A 19,305-nucleotide genomic window follows, 5' to 3' on the forward strand; every position below is an offset into this window, starting at 1 on the left:
CAAAAACAGCCTATCTTTTTGCATATTAGAAAGGTTTGCATTCAATCATTTATGGCATTTAGGTGTTTTATGTTTAGGGGGAGCAGAATTACACGCAAGGTTGCTCATTATTTAATCATAACGCTAGTAAATCTTTTGCATCACATAATATATCTTTGGCTAATACCCAATGGGTTCTCACTGGATTGCAGTGGTTAAATGTAAATTCCTTCAAAGCCCTATGACAATTATCAATGTTGAGATTGTTGATTAGTGGAAAACTGAATGCGTAATTTATGTATGAAGATATGAATTACGTTGTTCCATTCGGCTTACAGGAGAGCTTAAATAATGACAACTTATCTAATTACTGGCGCTAATCGAGGCTTAGGTTTTGAGCATACTAAACAAGCCCTAGCGGCTGACGAGAGCGTTATTGCAACTTGCCGAGAACCAGAAAAAGCAACTGAGTTGTTGGCATTAAGTGAGCGTTATCCAAAGCTGAGAATAGAGCAGCTTGACCTATCTGAACATGATTCCATAGCGGCTATCGCTAAACGTTTAGATGGTGTGGCTATTGATATTTTGTTTAATATTGCTGGTTTGTTCGGTGGTGGTTGGTCGAATCAGGCTGATCGCTATAAACAGTCATTGGCGGGTATGGATTACGCCCTTTGGCATGAAATAATGCAAGCCAATGTATATGGCCATTTTGAGTTGATTGCAGTTTTATTGGCTAATCTTGAAGCGAGTACACGAAAAACCATCATTATGATGTCATCTGATTTAGGTTCTATCGCCAATAATCAACTTGGGATGGCTCACGCTTATCGTTCCAGTAAAGCAGCCTTAAATATGTTAACAAAAGGTCTTTCTATTGAATTAGCGCCTAATAAGATCACTGTTATTTCACTTGCTCCAGGGTGGGTGAAAACAGATTTAGGAGGTGATGATGCTCCTTGGGAAGTAGACGATAGCGTCAGACACCAGCGTGATGTTATTGCCAATTTAACTCCCTCTGCAACGGGGAAATTCATAGATTTACTTGGTAAATCAGTGCCGTGGTAAGGGCAAAAATCATTGTATTACCCGCAAAGATAAATACTTTTTAAGCCTTAACGTTAGTTTATGCTGCCCATTTCCTCCACTGCTTTGAGGTTAAGAATGCTGATAGTATTGGGTGAGATGACCGAAATGAGTCCATCTCCTCTTAGTTGGCTGAGGGTGCGGCTGACAGTTTCTACTGTTAGCCCTAAATAATCGGCTATATCTGTTCGCGTCATCGGTAATTCTATTTTTTCTGGTTTGGCACCAGGCAGGCGATTAAGTAATTGTTTCAACATAAAACAGACGCGTTCATAGGCTTTTAATTGACCCAAAAGGTAAACTTGTTCAAAGGTATGAGACATGACAACTGAACGGATTTCTTTCAAGTTTTCGCCTAACGTTGGAAGCTCTTCGGAGAGCGCCAAAAGGTGTTGACGTTTAAATTCGTAAACGGTCAGATTACTTAGACTCTTGACGCCATATTGGTAACTGTCAGAATTGGATAAACCAATGAAGTCGCCAGGATAAACGAACGCAAATATTTGACGACGTCCATTGCTCGCTATTTTTTCCATTATCCCTACACCAGAAACAATATTATATAGCCTGTCGGAAGGAACATGTTGCATAAAAAGGTACTGTTGTTTGGCAAGTACTTTCAACCTAGCGCTGTTTGATAAGCAGTCCAGGTCTGGCTTGCTCATGTGCTTGAATAATAGACAATCATCTCCAAAGCTAATGCTTTTATAGGGACTAGTTAATTGCACCATTGTTGAATCTCTCTCTATTATTTTGGGTTGTTTAATGAGTAAATGAATTACGCTACTCAGTAACCCATTTTGACGGAAAGTTTCTTTCCGAATTACCGCACTACTCAATGGATGCATTAAACAATTCTGCTGAAGCTCGTGAGTTAGTCGCCAAGATACGTCAGGCAGATGGTATTATCATTGCCACTCCAAGTTATCATGGCTCAATTTCTGGATTAATAAAAAACGCCATTGATTATTTCGAAGAAACGTCTAAGGATTCCCGAGTTTATATGGATGGTCTTCCGGTTGGGATTATTGTGACAGCTTATGGTTGGCAAGCAATAGGATCGACACTTGGCTCAATGCGCTCAATTGTACATGCATTGCGCGGTTGGCCTACACCTTTTGGAGCTGGTATTCGAGTAACCCCAGGTATGTTTAAAGACGGTACAGTTGATGATGCTAACGTAGACACTCAACTCACACTGGTTGGCAAGCAAGTGTTTGATTTTGCGAAACTACATTGCACTCCAACGTCAATTTAGTGATATCAAAACCGCACTCAGCGCGAAGCTAATTTAGTTTTGCGTTTGATAAATTTATGCCCCACAAATGGCATTATTTAGTTTAATCATATTACACGCCTTGCAAGGCCGATAAACTCAAATTGTTTCTTCTTTGCTAATACGTATTATGACGCTTTTTTTAAGCGTCAAACTCTTTTAATCCTTAATAAGCCGTACTGCAATTATCTCAGATTGCATATATTTCAACTTTCGAATTTATATTGACAATAATTATCAATGCGTGCAAATATAGATTTTTGCATAGCTATGCAAAAATGCTGATTAGCCAATTCTGGCTGATAAAAACAAGCTTAATTAAGGTCTGAATATGATTTATCAAATAGTACAAATGGACTTTAGGCGAGTGTTCATTAGCGGGCATTTTTGCGCAGCGCTAAAACGTTGTCATAACTATCTAATTGTTGGTTTGGTAAATGAGTGAAAATCATAAACAAGTGGCCGCGGCCAGCGATGTAGCCAAACTCGCAGGCGTATCCCAGTCCGCGGTATCTCGCACCTTTACTGAAGGAGCGAGTGTTTCGCTAAAAACCCGTAACAAAGTAATCGAAGCGGCGCAGCAATTAGGTTATCGACCTAATTTATTAGCTCGCAGTTTACTCAAAGGTAAGTCCAATATTGTTGGCGTGGTTTTAGGAAATCTGGAAAACCCGTTTTATTCTCAGATACTTGATGTGTTATCAACCAGTTTATCGGCGGGTGGTAAAAGGCTGTTGGTCTTTACCGTTGGAGCCAATGCTGAAGCTGATGCGCAGATAGATGAAATGCTTCAGTACCGAGTTGATGCCTTGATTCTTATGTCGACCACCTTGTCTTCCTCACTCGCTAAACAATGTCAAAGTGCCGGTATTCCCGTTGTCTTTTTAAACCGCACGGGACAATTTCCCGAATGCTGGGCAGTGACAGGTGATAACCAGCGTGGCTCACACTTAATTGGTAAGCACTTAATCGATTGTGGTTATCAGCGAATCGCCTTTATGGCTGGTTATGTTGATTCGTCTACCAGCTCAGAACGAGAGCAGGCATTTAGCCAATACATACAAGAACAAGGGCGGCCAGCTCCAATTCGCGAAGTAGGACATTTTAGCCGTCAAGGTGCATTAGCAGCGGCAAGACGACTATTAGCGCTACCACAGCCGCCAGATGCCATATTTTGTGCCAATGACCATATGGCTATGGCTTGCCTTGATGTCGCAAAATTTGAATTTGATTTAGAGCCTGGTAAAGACATCGGCATCGTCGGTTTTGATGACGTAAGCGCCGCTAGCTGGCCGAGCTTTGAATTAACCACTTTTAGTCAACCGGTGGCACTGATGGCACAAAAGGCCGCCGAGCTAATTATAAACCCTGCACTTGTGAGTCAACAGGCAGAACATTTTGTCGTACCAGGAGAGCTGCTTATTCGTAGCAGTACCGTTGGTAAAACAACAAGCACAATTAACAAACTAGGATAATAGAATGGCCGTTTGGTTAAAACGCGGAGCAACCGCAGAAGTAAAAGCTGATGCTGATCGTAAAGTCAGAGATATTGTAGAAAGTACCTTAGCCGATATCGATCAACGTGGTGATGCCGCAGTGCGAGATTTGTCGATAAAATTTGATGGTTGGGATCGTGAAGATTATCGACTCTCAGCTAAAGAGATCCAAGCCTGTATTGATACCTTGTCGAAACAAGACTTAAAAGACATCGAGTTTGCTCAAGCACAAGTCAAAAATTTTGCCACCATTCAACGCCAATCGATGCAAGACGTAGAAGTGGAAACTATGCCCGGAGTTATTTTGGGCCACAAAAATGTGCCAGTTAACGCTGCTGGTTGTTATGTACCTGGCGGTAAATATCCGCTTTTGGCCTCTGCTCATATGTCAGTTATCACTGCAAAAGTGGCTGGGGTTAAACGAGTCATAACCTGTGCGCCACCGTTCAAAGGTAAACCTGCACCGGCGATAGTCGCAGCTCAGGCGTTGGCGGGAGCTGATGAAATATATGCTTTAGGCGGTATTCAAGCTGTGGGCGCGATGGCATTAGGTACGCAAACTATCGATCCTATCGATATTCTTGTTGGCCCTGGAAATGCTTTTGTGGCTGAAGCCAAACGCCAGTTATTTGGTCGCGTCGGTATCGATTTATTTGCCGGTCCTACGGAAACATTGATTATTGCAGACGAGTCGGTTGACGGTGAAATATGTGCTACCGATATCCTTGGTCAAGTTGAACACGGCCCTGATAGTCCAGGTATTTTATTAACCAACTCTGAAAAACTTGCCCGTGAAACTATGGCTGAAATTGAACGCCTATTAGAGATATTGCCGACCGCAGATATCGCGCGCAAAGCTTGGGAAACCTATGGTGAAGTTATAGTCGCAGAAAGTTACGAAGAAATGGTACAAATTGCCGATGAACTTGCGTTTGAGCATGTTCAAGTGATGACCAGTGACCCGGACTATTTCTTGAATAACATGACAAACTTCGGTGCCTTGTTCCTTGGTCCACGCACCAATGTGTCCTTTGGAGATAAGGTGATTGGTACTAACCATACATTACCAACAAAAAAATCGGCTCGTTTCACTGGCGGATTGTGGGTCGGTAAATTCTTGAAAACCTGTACCTATCAAAAAGTCATCACTGACGAAGCATCCGCTTTGGTGGGTGAGTATTGTTCACGTTTATGTAACTTGGAAGGTTTTTCTGGTCATGGTGAACAAGCGAATATACGTGTTCGTCGTTATGGTCATAGAGATGTGCCATACGCAAGTGCCGTTGTTCCTTCTGATAAAACTCGCGCTTGAGGTGAATTGTGACTGAGATTAGCTTACCTAAACTTCCAAATATGCGACTAGATGGACGTCGTGCGCTAGTGACGGGGGCTGGTCGAGGTATTGGCATGGCAATGGCTGCTGGTTTAGCTGAGGTTGGTGCGCATGTGACCTTAGTTGCCCGTAGTCAGGGCGAATTAAGTGCGGTGGCTGCGGCCATCGTCGCTGCTGGCGGTCAGGCTGAAGCTGTGTGTTTGGATGTTACCGATTTACAACAAGTCGAGGTCTTTTTCGAGCAGCGCCAAGGGTTTGATGTTTTGATTAATAACGCGGGTACTAATCGTCCGAAAGGGATGATGGATGTCACTGAAGATGACTACGATGCAGTTTTAAATCTGAATCTCAAAAGTGCGTTTTTTGTTGCACAGGCATGTGTGAAAAAAATGGTCGCGTCAAATATTAAAGGTTCGCTTATACATATTGGTTCGCAAATGGGTCATGTTGGCGGCCCTAATCGGTCGTTATATTGCGCTTCAAAATGGGCCTTAGAGGGAATGAATAAAAGCCTAGCTCTGGATCTTGCAAGTTATGGCATTCGCTCCAATACCATAGCGCCAAGCTTTATTGAAACACCCTTAACCAAGCCGTTTTTTGAAGATCCGTTATTTTTACGCTCGGTATTAAGCAAAATTAAATTGGGTCGATTAGGACAAGTGCAAGATTTGATGGGCGCTGCAGTATATTTGGCTTCGGATGCTTCTTCGTTAGTCACTGGAACCAGTATAGTGGTGGACGGTGGTTGGACAGCCGATTAGTTTGCCACACCCCCTGCCACTGCTTTGCTAGCTGCTAATTTCTGTTAGAAGATGGCCCCAGTGCGTCCTCACATTAGACTTCTACTCATCTGGATCACCCTCTCGGTTCCGCTAATTTATTTTGTATCTCATTATTAATATGGATTATATTGCGTTGTGCAGCCTTGAGTAAAATGAAGCCTTAGGTTTAGATTATCCAATTGGAGAGAACAGCGCAGTGAGCAAAACATCGAACTGGCCCCTCAGTAGCCACAGCGAACGAATGGTGTCGCCCGTTGTTATTCGCCAGCAACTACAACAACATCCACTTACTCAAGATTGTTACCCTTTGGCAGTGGGCCGCTACGAAAAAGCGCTTTTTCATGAAATGTCACGAAATAGGCATGACGACAATATCTTGATTTATTGCTTTTCGGGCAAAGGTTTTTTACGTACTAGTGACTGGAGCGGCGAGATACAAAGTGGTGAGCTGGCGTTATTGCCTAGGGGAGTGAGTCATAGATATTGGGCAAATGCCGATGATCCTTGGTCGATTTATTGGTGTCACTTTTCCGGTCATCAAGCTCAAGAATATGTCTTTAATATGGATTATAAAAAGCAAATGCCGATCCTTAAAATCGGGCATTCACCCCAACTAATGGCACAGTTTGCCTCAGTGCTGGCCGAATCAAGCACAGGTTACAATACGCCAGCTATGATCTATGCTGCCAATATGCTTAAACAATTACTTGCTTATATCGGTAAGCTGGCGCAGCAAGTTAACACTCCCGAAAGGCAGCAATTTAACCTCGATATTTTACAAGCTTATATGTTGCAGAACCTGAATAAATCAATTGATCTGGATGCATTGGCAAAGCAGGTGAATTTGTCTAAATTTCATTTCAGTAAGAAATACAAAGAAGCGACGGGTTTTTCACCGGTTCAACACTTTTTAAAAATGAAAGTGGAATATGCCAGCTACTTATTAGAAACCAGCGAATTAGCGATACAGGGTATCGCTTCACGGGTAGGTTATGATGATAGTTTGTATTTTTCTCGATTATTTAAAAAACACACTGGGTTGTCGCCTTCAGAGTATCGAAAACTAAAGCATAGTTAAGTGATAATGCCTTTGGTTATTCTTGCTTAACGTCTTATTGGAACTACCGCAGTCGTCAATTTCGACAAACAACTAAGTTTACCTTGATCGTTCTCTAAGCGAATTTCCCAGATTTGTGAGCGAGAACCTAAGTGAATAGGTCTAACTGTTGCCGTTACTAAACCTGAGGATACCGAACGTATATGACTGGCATTGACTTCCTGACCAAACACTTGAAATAAGCTTGTGTCGACACAGTAGTAACCAGCTATGCTTCCTAAGGTTTCTGCAAGTACCACATTTGCGCCTCCATGGACTACACCGTATGGCTGAAAAGTGCGTTCATCCGCTGGCATAGTTCCACGTATAAAGTCGTCACCCACTTCCGTTACTTCCAGCCCAAGTGAGCGATTAATCTGACCTTTGGCTAACATTTGATTTAGATCTTCAACCTGTGGTTTTGCAAACCAGATACTCATTGCTTTACCTCAATAATCATCACAAAACATAAATTCCATCATACTAGCCTAGTGACGGTCAAATTAGTGTCACTTATAACGGACTATTTTTAGCCGTATGTATTTGAATAAACTGGTTTTATTAGTCTTGATATAATTGCATTATGCTGGAAAAGTCCAGAGCTCCATTGCCTTTTGACTTGTGCATCGAATACAGTGATTTTGCTTGCGAACCCATGGGCGCTGGTGAGCCACTTTGATGGCTAATGTCCATCGCCAAGCCTAAATCTTTGTACATCAAATCAACCTGGAAGCCTCCTTGATATCCGTTAGACGAAGGCACTCCTTCCATCACATTGGGATAAGGATTATATTTTTGTAACGCCCAATTATTGCCAGAGCTTTGTAACATTATTTGCGATAACACTGCGGGATCTAGGCCATTTTTTACGCCCATATTAAGTGCTTCCGCAGTGCCTGCCATTAGTACTGACAGCAACATGTTATTACAACATTTTGCGATTTGACCTGCGCCACTAGCGCCTGCATGAAAGATGTTTTGACCCATGTTCAATAAAATCGGTTTAGCTTGGGCAAATTGTGCATCTGTCGCGCCAACCATAAACGCTAAGGTACCTGCCACTGCGCCAGCCACACCACCAGAAACTGGAGCGTCAACAAAGCTTAATCCGCGCTGCTCGGCAATTTCACATACACGTTTTGCAGTTGCTGCATCAATCGTTGATGAATCAATGATTAAGACGTCTTTTTTAACCACATCAAACAATGGTTGCGATGACGATACGTAAAGCCCTTCAACATGCTTCCCAGAAGGCAACATTGAGATCACTACATCTGACTCTTGAGCCGCCTCAACCGCACTGCTTGCGGCTAAACCACCTTTTGTTACGACATGTTTAATCGCCTCAGAAGATAAATCGAATACTTTAACAGTGTGACCAGCGTTAACTAAATTGATGGCCATTGGACCACCCATATTACCTAAACCTATAAAACCAATAACGGCCATGACTTTGTCCCTTACTAATATAACGTTAAACGGTGAAAAATCATTTCAATTCAATAGTGGTATTTACACCGGTATCAATATCATCGTCGAACCATCTTGCTGTGATGGTTTTTGTCTCAGTATAAAACTTCACGGCTTGCTTACCATAAGCGTGTTGATCACCGTAGAACGATTTTCGCCAACCAGTAAACGAAAACATCGGGAGCGGCACAGGGACTGGGACATTGATACCCACCTGTCCGACCTTTATCTCGTGTTGATATTTACGAGCAACTGCGCCAGAAGAGGTATAAATGGAGGTGCCATTGCCATAAGGGTTTTCATTAATTAGGTTAATGGCTTCTTCTAAGGTGTCCACTTCCAATACAATCAATACCGGACCAAATATCTCTTGTTGGTAAATTGACATGTCGCGAGTGACATCGGTGAACATCGTTGGACCAACCCAATTACCATCGGGATATCCAGCAACTTGATAGTCACTACCATCGAGTAAACAGGTTGCCCCCGCATCTTTGCCTTCTTGAATGAGCTTCAACACCCGTTGTTTCGCTTGTGGATTGATCAAAGGACCATAACCGGCTTCAGGATCATCCCAAACACCAGGTTTGACCTTCGCCAATGCATCACGCATTTCACCAATCCATTGCTTTGTTTCACCTACCAACACGACTACCGAAATCGCCATACAACGTTGTCCGGCAGCGCCAACTGAAGCTCCAGCAATACCATTAATAACTTGGTTTTTTGATGCATCAGGCATGACGACCATGTGATTCTTAGCGCCAGCAAAGGCTTGTACTCGTTTTAGGTGGTCGGTACCGGTACGGTAAATATGTTCACCCACAGCCACTGAGCCTACAAAGGAAATCGCCGGTGTATCTTTATGTTCCAATAATTGATTAACAGCATCTTTTCCACCGTGCACAACTTGTAATAAGCCGTCAGGTGCACCTGCTTGTTTAAATAGTGCCGCCAATCGCATAGGCGTGAGTGGATCTTGTTCTGACGGTTTAAGTACAAATGTGTTACCGCAGGCAATTGCCATGGGGAACATCCACAACGGGATCATCGCTGGAAAATTAAAGGGGGTAATACCGACGCAAACACCTAAAGGTTGCGTGATGCTGTAACAGTCAATCTTGTTAGCTACGTTTTCAAGAATCTCACCCATACTCAATGAGGCGATATTGCAGGCATGTTCAACAACTTCGATACCCCGCCATACATCCCCTTTGGCATCAGCAAAGGTTTTTCCGGTTTCTTTAGCCAGTAAGCTGGCAAGTTCATCATGATGCTCTTTAAGTAAAGCTTGGTAACGCAACATGAGTCGCGCTCTGTCACCAACTGGCACATCTTTCCAAGTTTCAAACGCTGCTTTGGCTGCGTTCACTGCATCTTCGACTTCTTGCGAGGTGGCGAGAGGGACTTGAGCAATCACTTGTTGGTCGGCTGGGTTGGTAACATCCAACCAGTGTTGGGTTTTACTTTGGACTAGCTCACCATTAATTAGCAATGGCACTTTGTGTATTTGTTCGGACATAACAATTCTCAAGTATCGTATCAATACTTTAAGATTAGCATATCTGGCCGAACTAGAAGATTGATAATCTTGTGAACATTATGGACTATCTTGCGATCATAAATGAGGGATTGTTAGCAGTTTTGTTGCGCTCACGCCGATGGCGATTTGCCCATAAACTGGCAATATCGCCTTGCTCGGTCAGTGAAAGTTAATTTGTTAGTTTAACCTTTGGAAAAAATTGAACGATCCTTGGTCACCGATTTTTCTAGAAAAATTAATGCCAAGTTCAATCAATTGAGGTGCATTATTGTACTGTTTAATGACTTTTTTCAGTTCACTGACCGCGCGTTTTGTTTGGTCAACGCTATCTAATGCAATAAAGTAAACATAAGCGTATTGAACATTTTGCGAGTCCCATTTTATAGCCTGTTTAAATGACTTTATAGACTGCAATTTTTGTTGCTGACGAATTAAATGCAAACCTTGCGCGTAGTGTAATACTGCTGATTTAGGATTGGCTGTTAGCCCTTGTTGAAGGGTTTGTGCAACTTTATCGGTTTGTTGTGATGCACGATAAATATCCACCAAATTAACGTAATTGATATCAAAGTAAGGATCGACTTCAATTCCATGTAAAAGTGCATCTATCGCTTGCTGGTTTTGTTGAAGTTTCATATACACTTGGCTTTGGTTAAGGTTCCCTTCACCGCGCCACTGGGTTAATTCATTGCTGCTAAGTAAAGCGTCTAATGCTTGTTTGAAAACTGGGGTTGCTTCGAAGCCCAAGTTAATTAGGTTACTGGCCGCAAAAACGCGTACCGCTTTATATTGATCGCTGAGCAGTGTTTGATAGCTTTTTAAACGTTCTGCTGGTGGCAGTAATTGGCCTATTCTGGCAGTGGCCAAGCGAATCAAATCATGCTCTGAGCTTACCCATTGTTGAATGTCTGCGTCGCTCAACTGTTGAACTGAATTAGGTAACATAGAGATGGCGCTGGCGCGTTTTATCACACTCAGTTGTTCGTCGTTAATTAATGCAAAGTGTGCTTGCAACGGAAGGTAGCCCTGATGCATCAGGTCGATATAAGCCTGTTCCCCTTGAGGTAACGATTTAGGTTTACCGTGCCATTGTTGCACATTTTTAGCTGCCCACTGCGCAGACTGGTCTTGATGGCATTGATTACAAGCATTCGGCGTTCCATAGGTTACCGACAAATCTGGACGAGGAATGGTTAAACTGTGGTCACGTCGATCATCTACACCCATGTAAGTGGTTTCTGGCATATGACAATTAACGCATTGTGCGCCAGCGGAGTCCATCGGGTGACGAATATGTTCAGGCTGCTGGTATTCTTGAGGACTGTGACATTGCAGACACAAACCGTTGCCTTGCACTTTAATTTTCATACTGTGTTGGTTGTGGCAGTCAAGACAATTGACCCCAGCGGCAAACATTTTACTTTGCAAAAATGAGCCGTATACATAAACCTCTTCTTTGATATGTCCATCGGCATGATACAAAGGAGGCGATAACAGCGTGGGCGAAAATTGGTCCAAAAATGCTGTTTCAGGGTTGATTCCATCAGTAAGCGGGGCACGTAAAGAGTGGCAAGCAAAACAGCTATCCATAAATTTATTATCGCGAGGAGGGCCTTGCCAATGAGCTACTTTATCCTCTTTACCCCGTAACCAATTGCCAAACTCCCGTTGTTCTTCTTTATTTAACAGTGACTTAGTGCTTGTGGTTTGCCTGGCGTTTGTTTTTGGATGTTCAGTCATCTCACCATGACAAGATTGACAACCCACATTGATATTGTCCCAATGTGTATCGAAACTATCTTCGGCTACGTTGTAATTGCGTTTAAGTCCGTCTGAATGACAGTCGGCGCACATACCGTTCCAATTTTGCAAAGGTTGCTGCCAATGCAAGCGGTCATTGGGTTTAATGTCTTCTTCAGGATAAATGGGGTACCAACGCTGGCCACCATTTTGTTTTGTTCTTGAATCCCAAGCAAAGGGGAAAACTTGTAATCGACCACCTTCTTTTTCGATAAGGTATTGTTGCAGCGGATAATGGCCAAAGGTGTATTTTACTTCATAGTCATGAGTGCTTGAGTTTTCAGTAAAGCTAATTCGATAAGTATCATTTTTTGTATAAAATTTGGCGTGCTGTGAATAATGCTCTGTTTCAACGCCAGAAAAGTCGCCCAACACACTATGTTTGTCGGCAATTGCCATCGCCTTCGCATGGTCTGATTGTTGCCAATCTGACACTGCTTGCTGATGGCAGCCGACACAGTCTTTTACCTCAGCAGCAGCGCTCACATTGTTGCTGCTGGTGAATAGAAAAAACGCTATAAATAGGGACAGAAATTTCATGCAATTTTCTCTATTTTATGAATTTAGTGTGAAAAAACGTGGCTAGTATAACCTTATTTTTTAACAAAAAACATCACACTTAAATCCACAAAGTACATGATTTTGTATGTATTTATAGCTCCTGTTTGGTAACTGAGTTAAATCAACTTATTCAGAATATTGCGGATTTTATCCGGTACTTCAACAGATGGTACATGGCCTACATTTTCAAGCTCAATAATGTCACTAACGCCCATTATCTTTGCCAACGCTCGGACTAGATCTGGTGGGGTGGCAACATCGTCTTTACCGGCAATGAAGTTTTGCGGTATATCAAGTGAATGAAGCTTACTGGCTTGATCTCTTTTTCCAAGCCACTCACAAAGGGCTGCATAAGAAAAATCATCAGTAGCAGCTAAACTTTGTTGCCAATGTTTTGCTAAATTTGGATCTCGTTGTGTTGATGTGGGGCTAAACCATCTGGCCACAATGTCGGCGCTCATTTGTTGCAGACCAACTTCTAGTACTGTTTTTTTGCGCTCTAGCCAAGCCTCAGGCGTACCAATTTTAGCACCTGTATTGGTTAATGTGAGACTGAGCAAGCGAGTAGGGTGGAATATTGCAAGTTGTTGCCCGATGGTGCCACCAATTGAGGTTCCAACGTAATGAAATTGACTAATATCTAATGCATCACACAGGTTAAGCAGTTGAGTAACCAAATCAAGCTCACCAAGAGGGGCTGCATCTTTAGCGATAGGCTGACTTTTTCCGTGACCAGGCAAATCCCACCTGAGTACATAGAAATCGTTGGCCATTGCTTGGGCAACTTGATCCCAAGCATCAAGGTTCATCCCCAGAGGATGCGCTAAGACCATTGGTGGTTTTGTAGCAGAGCCTAAAGTCTCAAAATGTGTGGAAGTATCTATATTTTTCATAATTTAACCTATGCTCGTTCAATTAACATTGCGATGCCTTGGCCTACACCAATACACATTGTACACAACGCATACTTTTGTTGACTTTGCTGTAATTGAAAAGCTGCTGTTTGTACTAAGCGAGCCCCTGACATCCCTAATGGGTGCCCCAAAGCAATTGCGCCACCATAAGGATTAATTCGCTCATCGTCGTCTTCTAATCCGAGTTCTCGGATACATGCTAGTCCTTGTGCAGCAAAGGCTTCATTTAGTTCGATAATCGCAATATCTTGCAGCTTGATTTTAGTTCTGGACAGTAATTTTTTGACCGCGTTTACCGGGCCTATACCCATATATGCTGGTTCGACCCCTGCAGTGGCCATCCCGATTACCCGAGCTACAGGTTGTAAATCATAGCTATTTACCGCTGATTCACTAGCAACAATCATGGCTGCAGCCCCGTCGTTTATTCCCGACGCGTTGCCCGCTGTGACACTTCCATTTTCTCGAAATGGTGTTTTTAATTTTGCTAGCGCTTCTAATGTGGTCTCTGGACGTAAATGCTCATCTTCGGTAATTTGCACGGCGTCACCGCGTCTAGGTTGATAGCTAATAGGTGTAATTTCTTTAGCAAAACAACCTGCAACTTTCGCCCGCTGGGCTTTTTGCTGTGAATTATATGCAAAAAGGTCTTGATCGGCCCGCGAAATCTTATAGCGTTCTGCAACATTTTCAGCCGTTTGCGGCATGGTTTCAGTGCCATACAGTTTGTTAAGCTGGGGATTGATAAACCGCCAACCCATAGTAGTGTCTTGCATTGTTTGTGCGCGATCGAACGCAGCGCTTGGTTTACCCATTACATATGGCGCTCGAGACATCGACTCAACACCGCCTGCAAGATAGATCTCAGCCTCAGCACTTGCGATGGCTCTAAACGCAGTACCTATTGCATCCATACCCGAACCGCACAAGCGGTTAATGGTTGTTGCCGGTACTTCAACGGGTAATCCTGCTAGTAGCGTAGACATGCGAGCAACATTTCGATTGTCTTCCCCAGCCTGATTAGCACAGCCAAATATTGCATCATCAATCTGTGAGGTATCTAATTTAGGCATGTCGGCAAGCACGGCTTTAATTACTTGCGCTAACATATCGTCGGGTCTGACATTTGCCAACGCGCCACCGTATCGACCAATCGCTGAGCGTTTAGGAGAGCAAATAAAAACGGACATTACACTTCTCCTTGAGCGCTGTGAGCGCGTTCGGTTTTTTCTTTCAATTGACGCAGAACATCCAGCTCTTGTTCATTCGGTGACGGGGTGGTGGTGAGCGCTTCCGAAAACTTAATCGGCCATCCGGTGGCGTTAATAACCTGCTCTTTAGATACACCTGGATGCAGGCTAACTACCACTAATTCTTTAGTGTTAGGATCTGGTTTGAGAATACATAAGTCGGTGATTACAACAGTTGGGCCTTTGCCTATTTGCGGATGTTGTTCTCGTACCTTTCCATCGCGACCAAAGCCTACAGTAGTGACAAAATCTACCTGCTCTACAAAAGTACGAGTAGAGTGTTTTACGGTAATAAAGACTTCTTTTGCATTCGTTGAGATCTCTGGTGCGCCGCCGCCTCCTGGTAAACGAACTTTAGGGTTGGCGTAACTTGTTTTCCCTAGTTTCGATGTCGTACCATCATTTGCCGCGATTACGGTAGTATTCAAATTTGCATATTTATCAATTTGCGCAGTGCCTAAAAATCCCACATCAATGTGACCGCCTTGTAACCAGTATCTAAACATTTCAGGCACAGATACTGTGGTTAATGCAGATTCACACAGTTCACCATCACCAATAGATAAGGGCAAAATTTCAGGTTTAGTTTGAATCGTGCCTGATTCATAAATTAAGGTAATATCTGGCGCATGTGTCATGCGTGCCACATTGGCAGCTTCACTAGGTAAACCAATGCCTACAAAACAGGTCATATTATTTGACAATGCACGGGCTGCGGTCACTGTCATCATTTCAGCAGGGGTGTAATTAGCAGTCATGTTAGTTTGCTCCTGTTTGCAGAATTTCGTCTTGTAACCATTGCTTAAAACGTTCTCTATCTCTACTGATTGCATCCCAATCGAGATAATATTGATTATCACGTTGGTAGTAGCCATGGGCGTAGGAAGGGTGAGCGCCCTTAGGTACAACTGCAATATGATCAATCGCCCATGCTGGTAACACACATGAGTTTGGTCCAGCGTTGAGGTCATCAACTATTTCTTCAACGGTAACAATACTGCACTTTGAACTCAGTACGACCTCTTTTTGTACACCGATAATCCCTTCAATTAAGACATTGCCATGCCTATCTGCTTTCTGCGCATGGATGATACCTACATCCGGTTTTATAGCCGGAACACAGGCTAGTTTTTCACCGGTGAATGGACATTCCACGGAAGATATGGATTCATTGACATCGGGTAATTCACTGCCGATATAGCCTCGAAAAACAGCCATAGGTAGACCCGCAGCGCCTGCTTCATATGCATTGGCCATAGCTGCATGGCTATGTTCAATAGACTCTAAGGCATTGGGGTAATCATTTTGAAATGCATCTCGTAAACGGTGTAATGATCCGACACCTGGGTTTCCACCCCATGAAAAAATTAGTTTTTTTGCACAACCTGCACCCACTAATTGATCATAGATTAAGTCTGGGGTCATTCTTATTAGGGTTAAATTACGTTTTTGCTGGCGAATAATCTCATGTCCTGCTGCAAATGGAATAAGGTGTGTGAAACCCTCCAATGCAACGGTATCACCATCGCTTACAGATTCAGATATTACTTGTTGCAGTGAATTGAAAATTGCCATTCTTTCCTCTTGTTCGCATTACAAACATATATTCATTATACGAACAATGTAATGTACACTGTGTTAATCGTCAAGTCATAACCGTGCTAAAAAGCATTAAAAATGATTACGAAGTTGATAAAAAAGGTTTTAATTCTTTGGATTAGATAGAATGACAAATAGCTTAATGAAGAGAATGAAGGGCGCTTTAACGTGAATGAAGAAAAAATATCAGTAGATCATCGGGATTATGTGGGTGCGTTAGCTTCGGGGCTTGAAGTCTTAGGCTCTTTTGATGTGCAGCATAAAAAAATGACACTGTCTGAAGTCGCGCAAATCACAGGTATGGACAGGGCGAAAGCTCGTAGGCTTCTATTAACTCTACATGCGTTAGGATACATCGCCAAAGATGGGCGTCAGTTTATGCTGACACCTAAAGTATTGCGCCTTGGTTACGCATTTAATGCCACCAATGACCATCTCGATGTCGTGCAACATTACTTGCAATCAGTCACAACTGAGCTGGGCGAGTCTTGTTCTTTGTCGATACTCGACAACCAAGAAATCATATATTTGGTTAGGTCGTCGGCTGCCCACCGATTAATGGCGATTAATTTAACCCCAGGTACTAGATTACCGGCAGCTTATACGTCGATGGGCAGAGTGTTGCTTGCTCAATTGTCTGAAACCCAACAGAAAGCGTGGCTGCAGACGGCCGAACTTTATCAGCATACAGAAACCAGTATTGTGGATAAAAAAGACTTTTTGAACATGCTGAAAGAGGTCAAACAGGACGGGTTTTGTGTGGTTGACCAAGAATTGGAATTAGGTCTACGATCCCTCGCCATTCCCGTGTTTGATTATCATGGAAAACTACTTGGGGCGGCCAATATAAGCACCAATTCTCTGCGAGTCAGTATCGAAAAGCTTATTAACGAATATTCACTGGTGTTAAAAGATGCCGCTAAACAGATTTCTGCGCATGCTAAATAGCTGGTTTGAATTGTTTATTATGGCCTAAATCTAATACTGCTTACGAATACCGACCGTTTTTTTGATTCTCAACTAATTCATCCAGTATTTGTGTCGCAGCTTGCATTATTTCGCTATAGGGCTCTTTTCGTCGGCTGCAAATGACAGGGCTAGTTATGGATTTATCTTCTAGTTGCACCAGCACTACATCATCTCTCGTCATGCGTTTAACTTGTTCAGGCACAAGCGCAAAGCCCATTTCTGAGGCCACCAATGCCAACGCCGTTTGAATATCATTTACCTGTTGTGCAATACGTACGTTCAATCCGTTACGAGAGAATAAATCAATACAAATGTCGGCAAATGTCGGGCTTTGACCAGCTGGATATAGGATCATAGGTAACTTTGCTAATTCAGCCATGGTGATGGTTTTTGATGCCAACGGGTGTTCTTTATGCAGTGCCACTAACATCGGCTCTTGTAACAAGGTTGTCTGTTCAATTTCTGGATCGTTTATATAGATGCGTCCTAAACCGATATCAATTTTGCCGGTTTTGAGTGCGTCTAATTGGTCACGGGTTTTTAATTCGTACAATATAATTTCAGCTGTGTTGTTCTGCCTTAACCTTCTAACCATGGTCGGAAATTGACCATAAAAAACCGATGGTACAAATCCAATACCAAAAACAATTTTGCCACTTTCGGCCACTCGACGTGTATCTTCTATGGTTACCGATACCTTAGATAGGATTTGTTTAGCATGTTGCCAAAAGTATTGGCCGGCCGGCGTCAAAGTTAATCCACGTGGATGGCGGTTAAACAAAGTGACACCGATCTCCTCCTCTAACTGTTTGATTTGTCTGGTTAAAGGTGGCTGAGCGATGAAGAGTTTTTTAGCCGCGTTGGTTAAGTTTAACTCCTCAGCTACCGCACAGAAATAGCGTAGATGCCTTAGTTCCATCATACCTCCAAGGTATTGCTCGCAACCAATTCAATATTGGTAAGCACTCAAAATAGCATTTAAATTAAATAAACTTTAACTACATGGTAACAGACGATTAACATGAGCAAGATTGCAAGTATCAATACTTTTATTGTCGATATTCCGACAATTAGACCACACAAACTGTCGATGACCTCGATGTCAGTACAATCAATGGTGATTGTACGCATCCGTGATAATAACGGTTTAGAAGGTATAGGTGAAGGTACTACTATTGGTGGTTTAGCTTATGGACCTGAAAGCCCCGAAAGTATTCAAACGAATATCGACAAATATTTTTCGCCACTCATTATCAATCAGCCAGCAAGCAATATCAATGTGCTGATGCAAATGCTGAATCAATCTATCCGCGGAAATTACATTGCTAAATCAGCAGTAGAGACCGCTTTGTTGGATTTGAAAGGCAAGCAGTTAGGTGTTCCTGTTTCTGATTTATTAGGTGGTGCTTGTCACGATAAAGTGGACTGTCTTTGGGTATTGGCCTCTGGAAATACTGAAAAAGATATCGAAGAAGCCAAAGCAATGATTGCGCAAAAAAGGCATTGCCACTTTAAGATGAAAATTGGTGCTAGAGCACTCGAAGCAGATATTGAGCACGTCATAGCCGTGAAAAAAGCTCTTGGCAGTAACATCAGTATTCGCGTGGACGTGAATCAGGCGTGGAACGAAGTGACCGCGGTAAAAGGTATGGCAGCGCTACAAGATGCAGGCATTGATTTAGTTGAGCAACCGACACCGGCTAAAGATTTTGCCACTTTAGTGCGATTATCCGAAAAATTTAATATTCCGATTCTTGCCGATGAATCTATTGCAGACAAACAAGACGCCTACATTCTTGCCAAGCAGGGCTTTGCTGGCTCAGTGGCACTCAAAATTGCAAAAGCAGGCGGGCTTAAAGGCGCACTCGATGTTGCTACTTTGTGTACCGCTGCTGGAATCGATGTTTACGGTGGAACCCTGTTGGAAGGCTCAATAGGCACAGCCGCCGCCTTACACGCATGGTCGACCATCCCTAATATGCAATTTGGCACAGAAATGTTTGGCCCTTTGCTTTTAAAAGACGATTTTATCAAAAACCCACTTCAGTATCGTGATTTCGGTGTTGAAATTCCTACGCTTCCAGGATTGGGACTTGAGATTGATGAAGATAAATTTACTCACTACATGCGTAAGTAACGCGAGGATAAAAA

General features: G+C 42.9%; 17 protein-coding genes and 1 pseudogene. 8 read left to right on the forward strand and 10 right to left on the reverse strand.

The genetic code is table 11. The features are described from left to right. Positions 1-330: 330 nt before the first annotated feature. Positions 331-1,047, forward strand: coding sequence for an SDR family oxidoreductase (locus tag VUI23_RS00820; RefSeq protein ID WP_342806254.1), 717 nt, complete (start codon positions 331-333; stop codon positions 1,045-1,047). A 53-nt stretch (positions 1,048-1,100) separates the two neighbouring features. On the opposite strand, the gene VUI23_RS00825 is transcribed toward VUI23_RS00820, so the two are convergent. Next, entirely contained in the window at positions 1,101-1,913 is an 813-nt protein-coding gene (locus VUI23_RS00825; RefSeq protein ID WP_342806255.1) for a helix-turn-helix domain-containing protein, read from the reverse strand. Between VUI23_RS00825 and VUI23_RS00830 the strand changes: the two are divergent. The 5 genes and pseudogenes from VUI23_RS00830 to VUI23_RS00850 form a co-directional block, all read left to right on the forward strand. After that, positions 1,865-2,323: pseudogene (locus tag VUI23_RS00830) on the forward strand (NADPH-dependent FMN reductase); the annotation flags it as partial. The gene VUI23_RS00825 and the pseudogene VUI23_RS00830 overlap by 49 nt on opposite strands. Positions 2,324-2,778: 455 nt before the next feature. Then, positions 2,779-3,816, forward strand: a complete 1,038-nt coding sequence (locus VUI23_RS00835) for a LacI family DNA-binding transcriptional regulator (RefSeq protein WP_342806256.1) — start codon at positions 2,779-2,781, stop codon at positions 3,814-3,816. A gap of 4 nt (positions 3,817-3,820) precedes the next feature. Further along, complete coding sequence (gene hisD / locus VUI23_RS00840; RefSeq protein WP_342806257.1) at positions 3,821-5,149, forward strand: histidinol dehydrogenase; 1,329 nt, start codon at positions 3,821-3,823, stop codon at positions 5,147-5,149. Between the two features lie 8 nt (positions 5,150-5,157). Then, positions 5,158-5,931, forward strand: a complete 774-nt coding sequence (locus tag VUI23_RS00845; RefSeq protein ID WP_342806258.1) for an SDR family NAD(P)-dependent oxidoreductase — start codon at positions 5,158-5,160, stop codon at positions 5,929-5,931. A 217-nt stretch (positions 5,932-6,148) separates the two neighbouring features. Next, complete coding sequence (locus tag VUI23_RS00850; protein WP_216049260.1) at positions 6,149-7,030, forward strand: AraC family transcriptional regulator; 882 nt, start codon at positions 6,149-6,151, stop codon at positions 7,028-7,030. A 26-nt stretch (positions 7,031-7,056) separates the two neighbouring features. Here VUI23_RS00850 and VUI23_RS00855 read toward each other — a convergent pair whose 3' ends face one another. The 8 genes from VUI23_RS00855 to VUI23_RS00890 all read right to left on the reverse strand — a co-directional run bounded on the left by VUI23_RS00855 (position 7,057) and on the right by VUI23_RS00890 (position 16,161). Beyond that, positions 7,057-7,488: a hotdog fold thioesterase gene (locus VUI23_RS00855; protein WP_216049259.1), complete on the reverse strand. Its 432-nt coding sequence runs from the start codon at positions 7,486-7,488 to the stop codon at positions 7,057-7,059. Positions 7,489-7,609: 121 nt separating this feature from the next. Next, positions 7,610-8,497, reverse strand: coding sequence for a 3-hydroxyisobutyrate dehydrogenase (mmsB, locus tag VUI23_RS00860; protein WP_342806259.1), 888 nt, complete (start codon positions 8,495-8,497; stop codon positions 7,610-7,612). Between the two features lie 40 nt (positions 8,498-8,537). Then, positions 8,538-10,028 (reverse strand): CoA-acylating methylmalonate-semialdehyde dehydrogenase, encoded by a 1,491-nt coding sequence (locus VUI23_RS00865; protein WP_216049407.1) that lies wholly within the window; start codon positions 10,026-10,028, stop codon positions 8,538-8,540. Between the two features lie 210 nt (positions 10,029-10,238). Further along, a complete protein-coding gene (locus VUI23_RS00870) occupies positions 10,239-12,401 on the reverse strand; it encodes an ammonia-forming cytochrome c nitrite reductase subunit c552 (RefSeq protein ID WP_342806260.1) in 2,163 nt (720 codons plus the stop codon). A gap of 137 nt (positions 12,402-12,538) precedes the next feature. Further along, positions 12,539-13,315 carry an alpha/beta fold hydrolase gene (locus VUI23_RS00875; protein ID WP_342806262.1) on the reverse strand — a complete coding sequence of 259 codons (777 nt, stop codon included), beginning with the start codon at positions 13,313-13,315 and terminating at the stop codon, positions 12,539-12,541. Between the two features lie 8 nt (positions 13,316-13,323). Continuing rightward, entirely contained in the window at positions 13,324-14,526 is a 1,203-nt protein-coding gene (gene pcaF, locus VUI23_RS00880) for a 3-oxoadipyl-CoA thiolase (protein WP_342806264.1), read from the reverse strand. Continuing rightward, complete coding sequence (locus VUI23_RS00885; protein WP_342806266.1) at positions 14,526-15,344, reverse strand: CoA-transferase subunit beta; 819 nt, start codon at positions 15,342-15,344, stop codon at positions 14,526-14,528. Before VUI23_RS00885 ends, pcaF begins: the two co-directional genes overlap by 1 nt. Before the next feature lies 1 nt (position 15,345). After that, positions 15,346-16,161, reverse strand: a complete 816-nt coding sequence (locus tag VUI23_RS00890) for a CoA-transferase (protein WP_342806268.1) — start codon at positions 16,159-16,161, stop codon at positions 15,346-15,348. 192 nt (positions 16,162-16,353) lie between these two features. Here VUI23_RS00890 and VUI23_RS00895 point away from each other — a divergent pair, with 192 nt between their 5' ends. Further along, positions 16,354-17,133 (forward strand): IclR family transcriptional regulator C-terminal domain-containing protein, encoded by a 780-nt coding sequence (locus VUI23_RS00895; RefSeq protein ID WP_342806270.1) that lies wholly within the window; start codon positions 16,354-16,356, stop codon positions 17,131-17,133. 40 nt (positions 17,134-17,173) lie between these two features. On the opposite strand, the gene VUI23_RS00900 is transcribed toward VUI23_RS00895, so the two are convergent. Further along, entirely contained in the window at positions 17,174-18,076 is a 903-nt protein-coding gene (locus VUI23_RS00900) for a LysR family transcriptional regulator (RefSeq protein ID WP_252729292.1), read from the reverse strand. Positions 18,077-18,175: 99 nt separating this feature from the next. Here VUI23_RS00900 and VUI23_RS00905 point away from each other — a divergent pair, with 99 nt between their 5' ends. After that, the gene (locus tag VUI23_RS00905; protein WP_303500030.1) at positions 18,176-19,291 is read left to right on the forward strand and encodes a muconate/chloromuconate family cycloisomerase; all 1,116 of its coding nucleotides are present in this window, start codon (positions 18,176-18,178) and stop codon (positions 19,289-19,291) included. Positions 19,292-19,305 lie beyond the last annotated feature (14 nt).

This window comes from Alteromonas sp. M12, assembly GCF_037478005.1.
Classification (GTDB): domain Bacteria; phylum Pseudomonadota; class Gammaproteobacteria; order Enterobacterales; family Alteromonadaceae; genus Aliiglaciecola; species Aliiglaciecola lipolytica_A.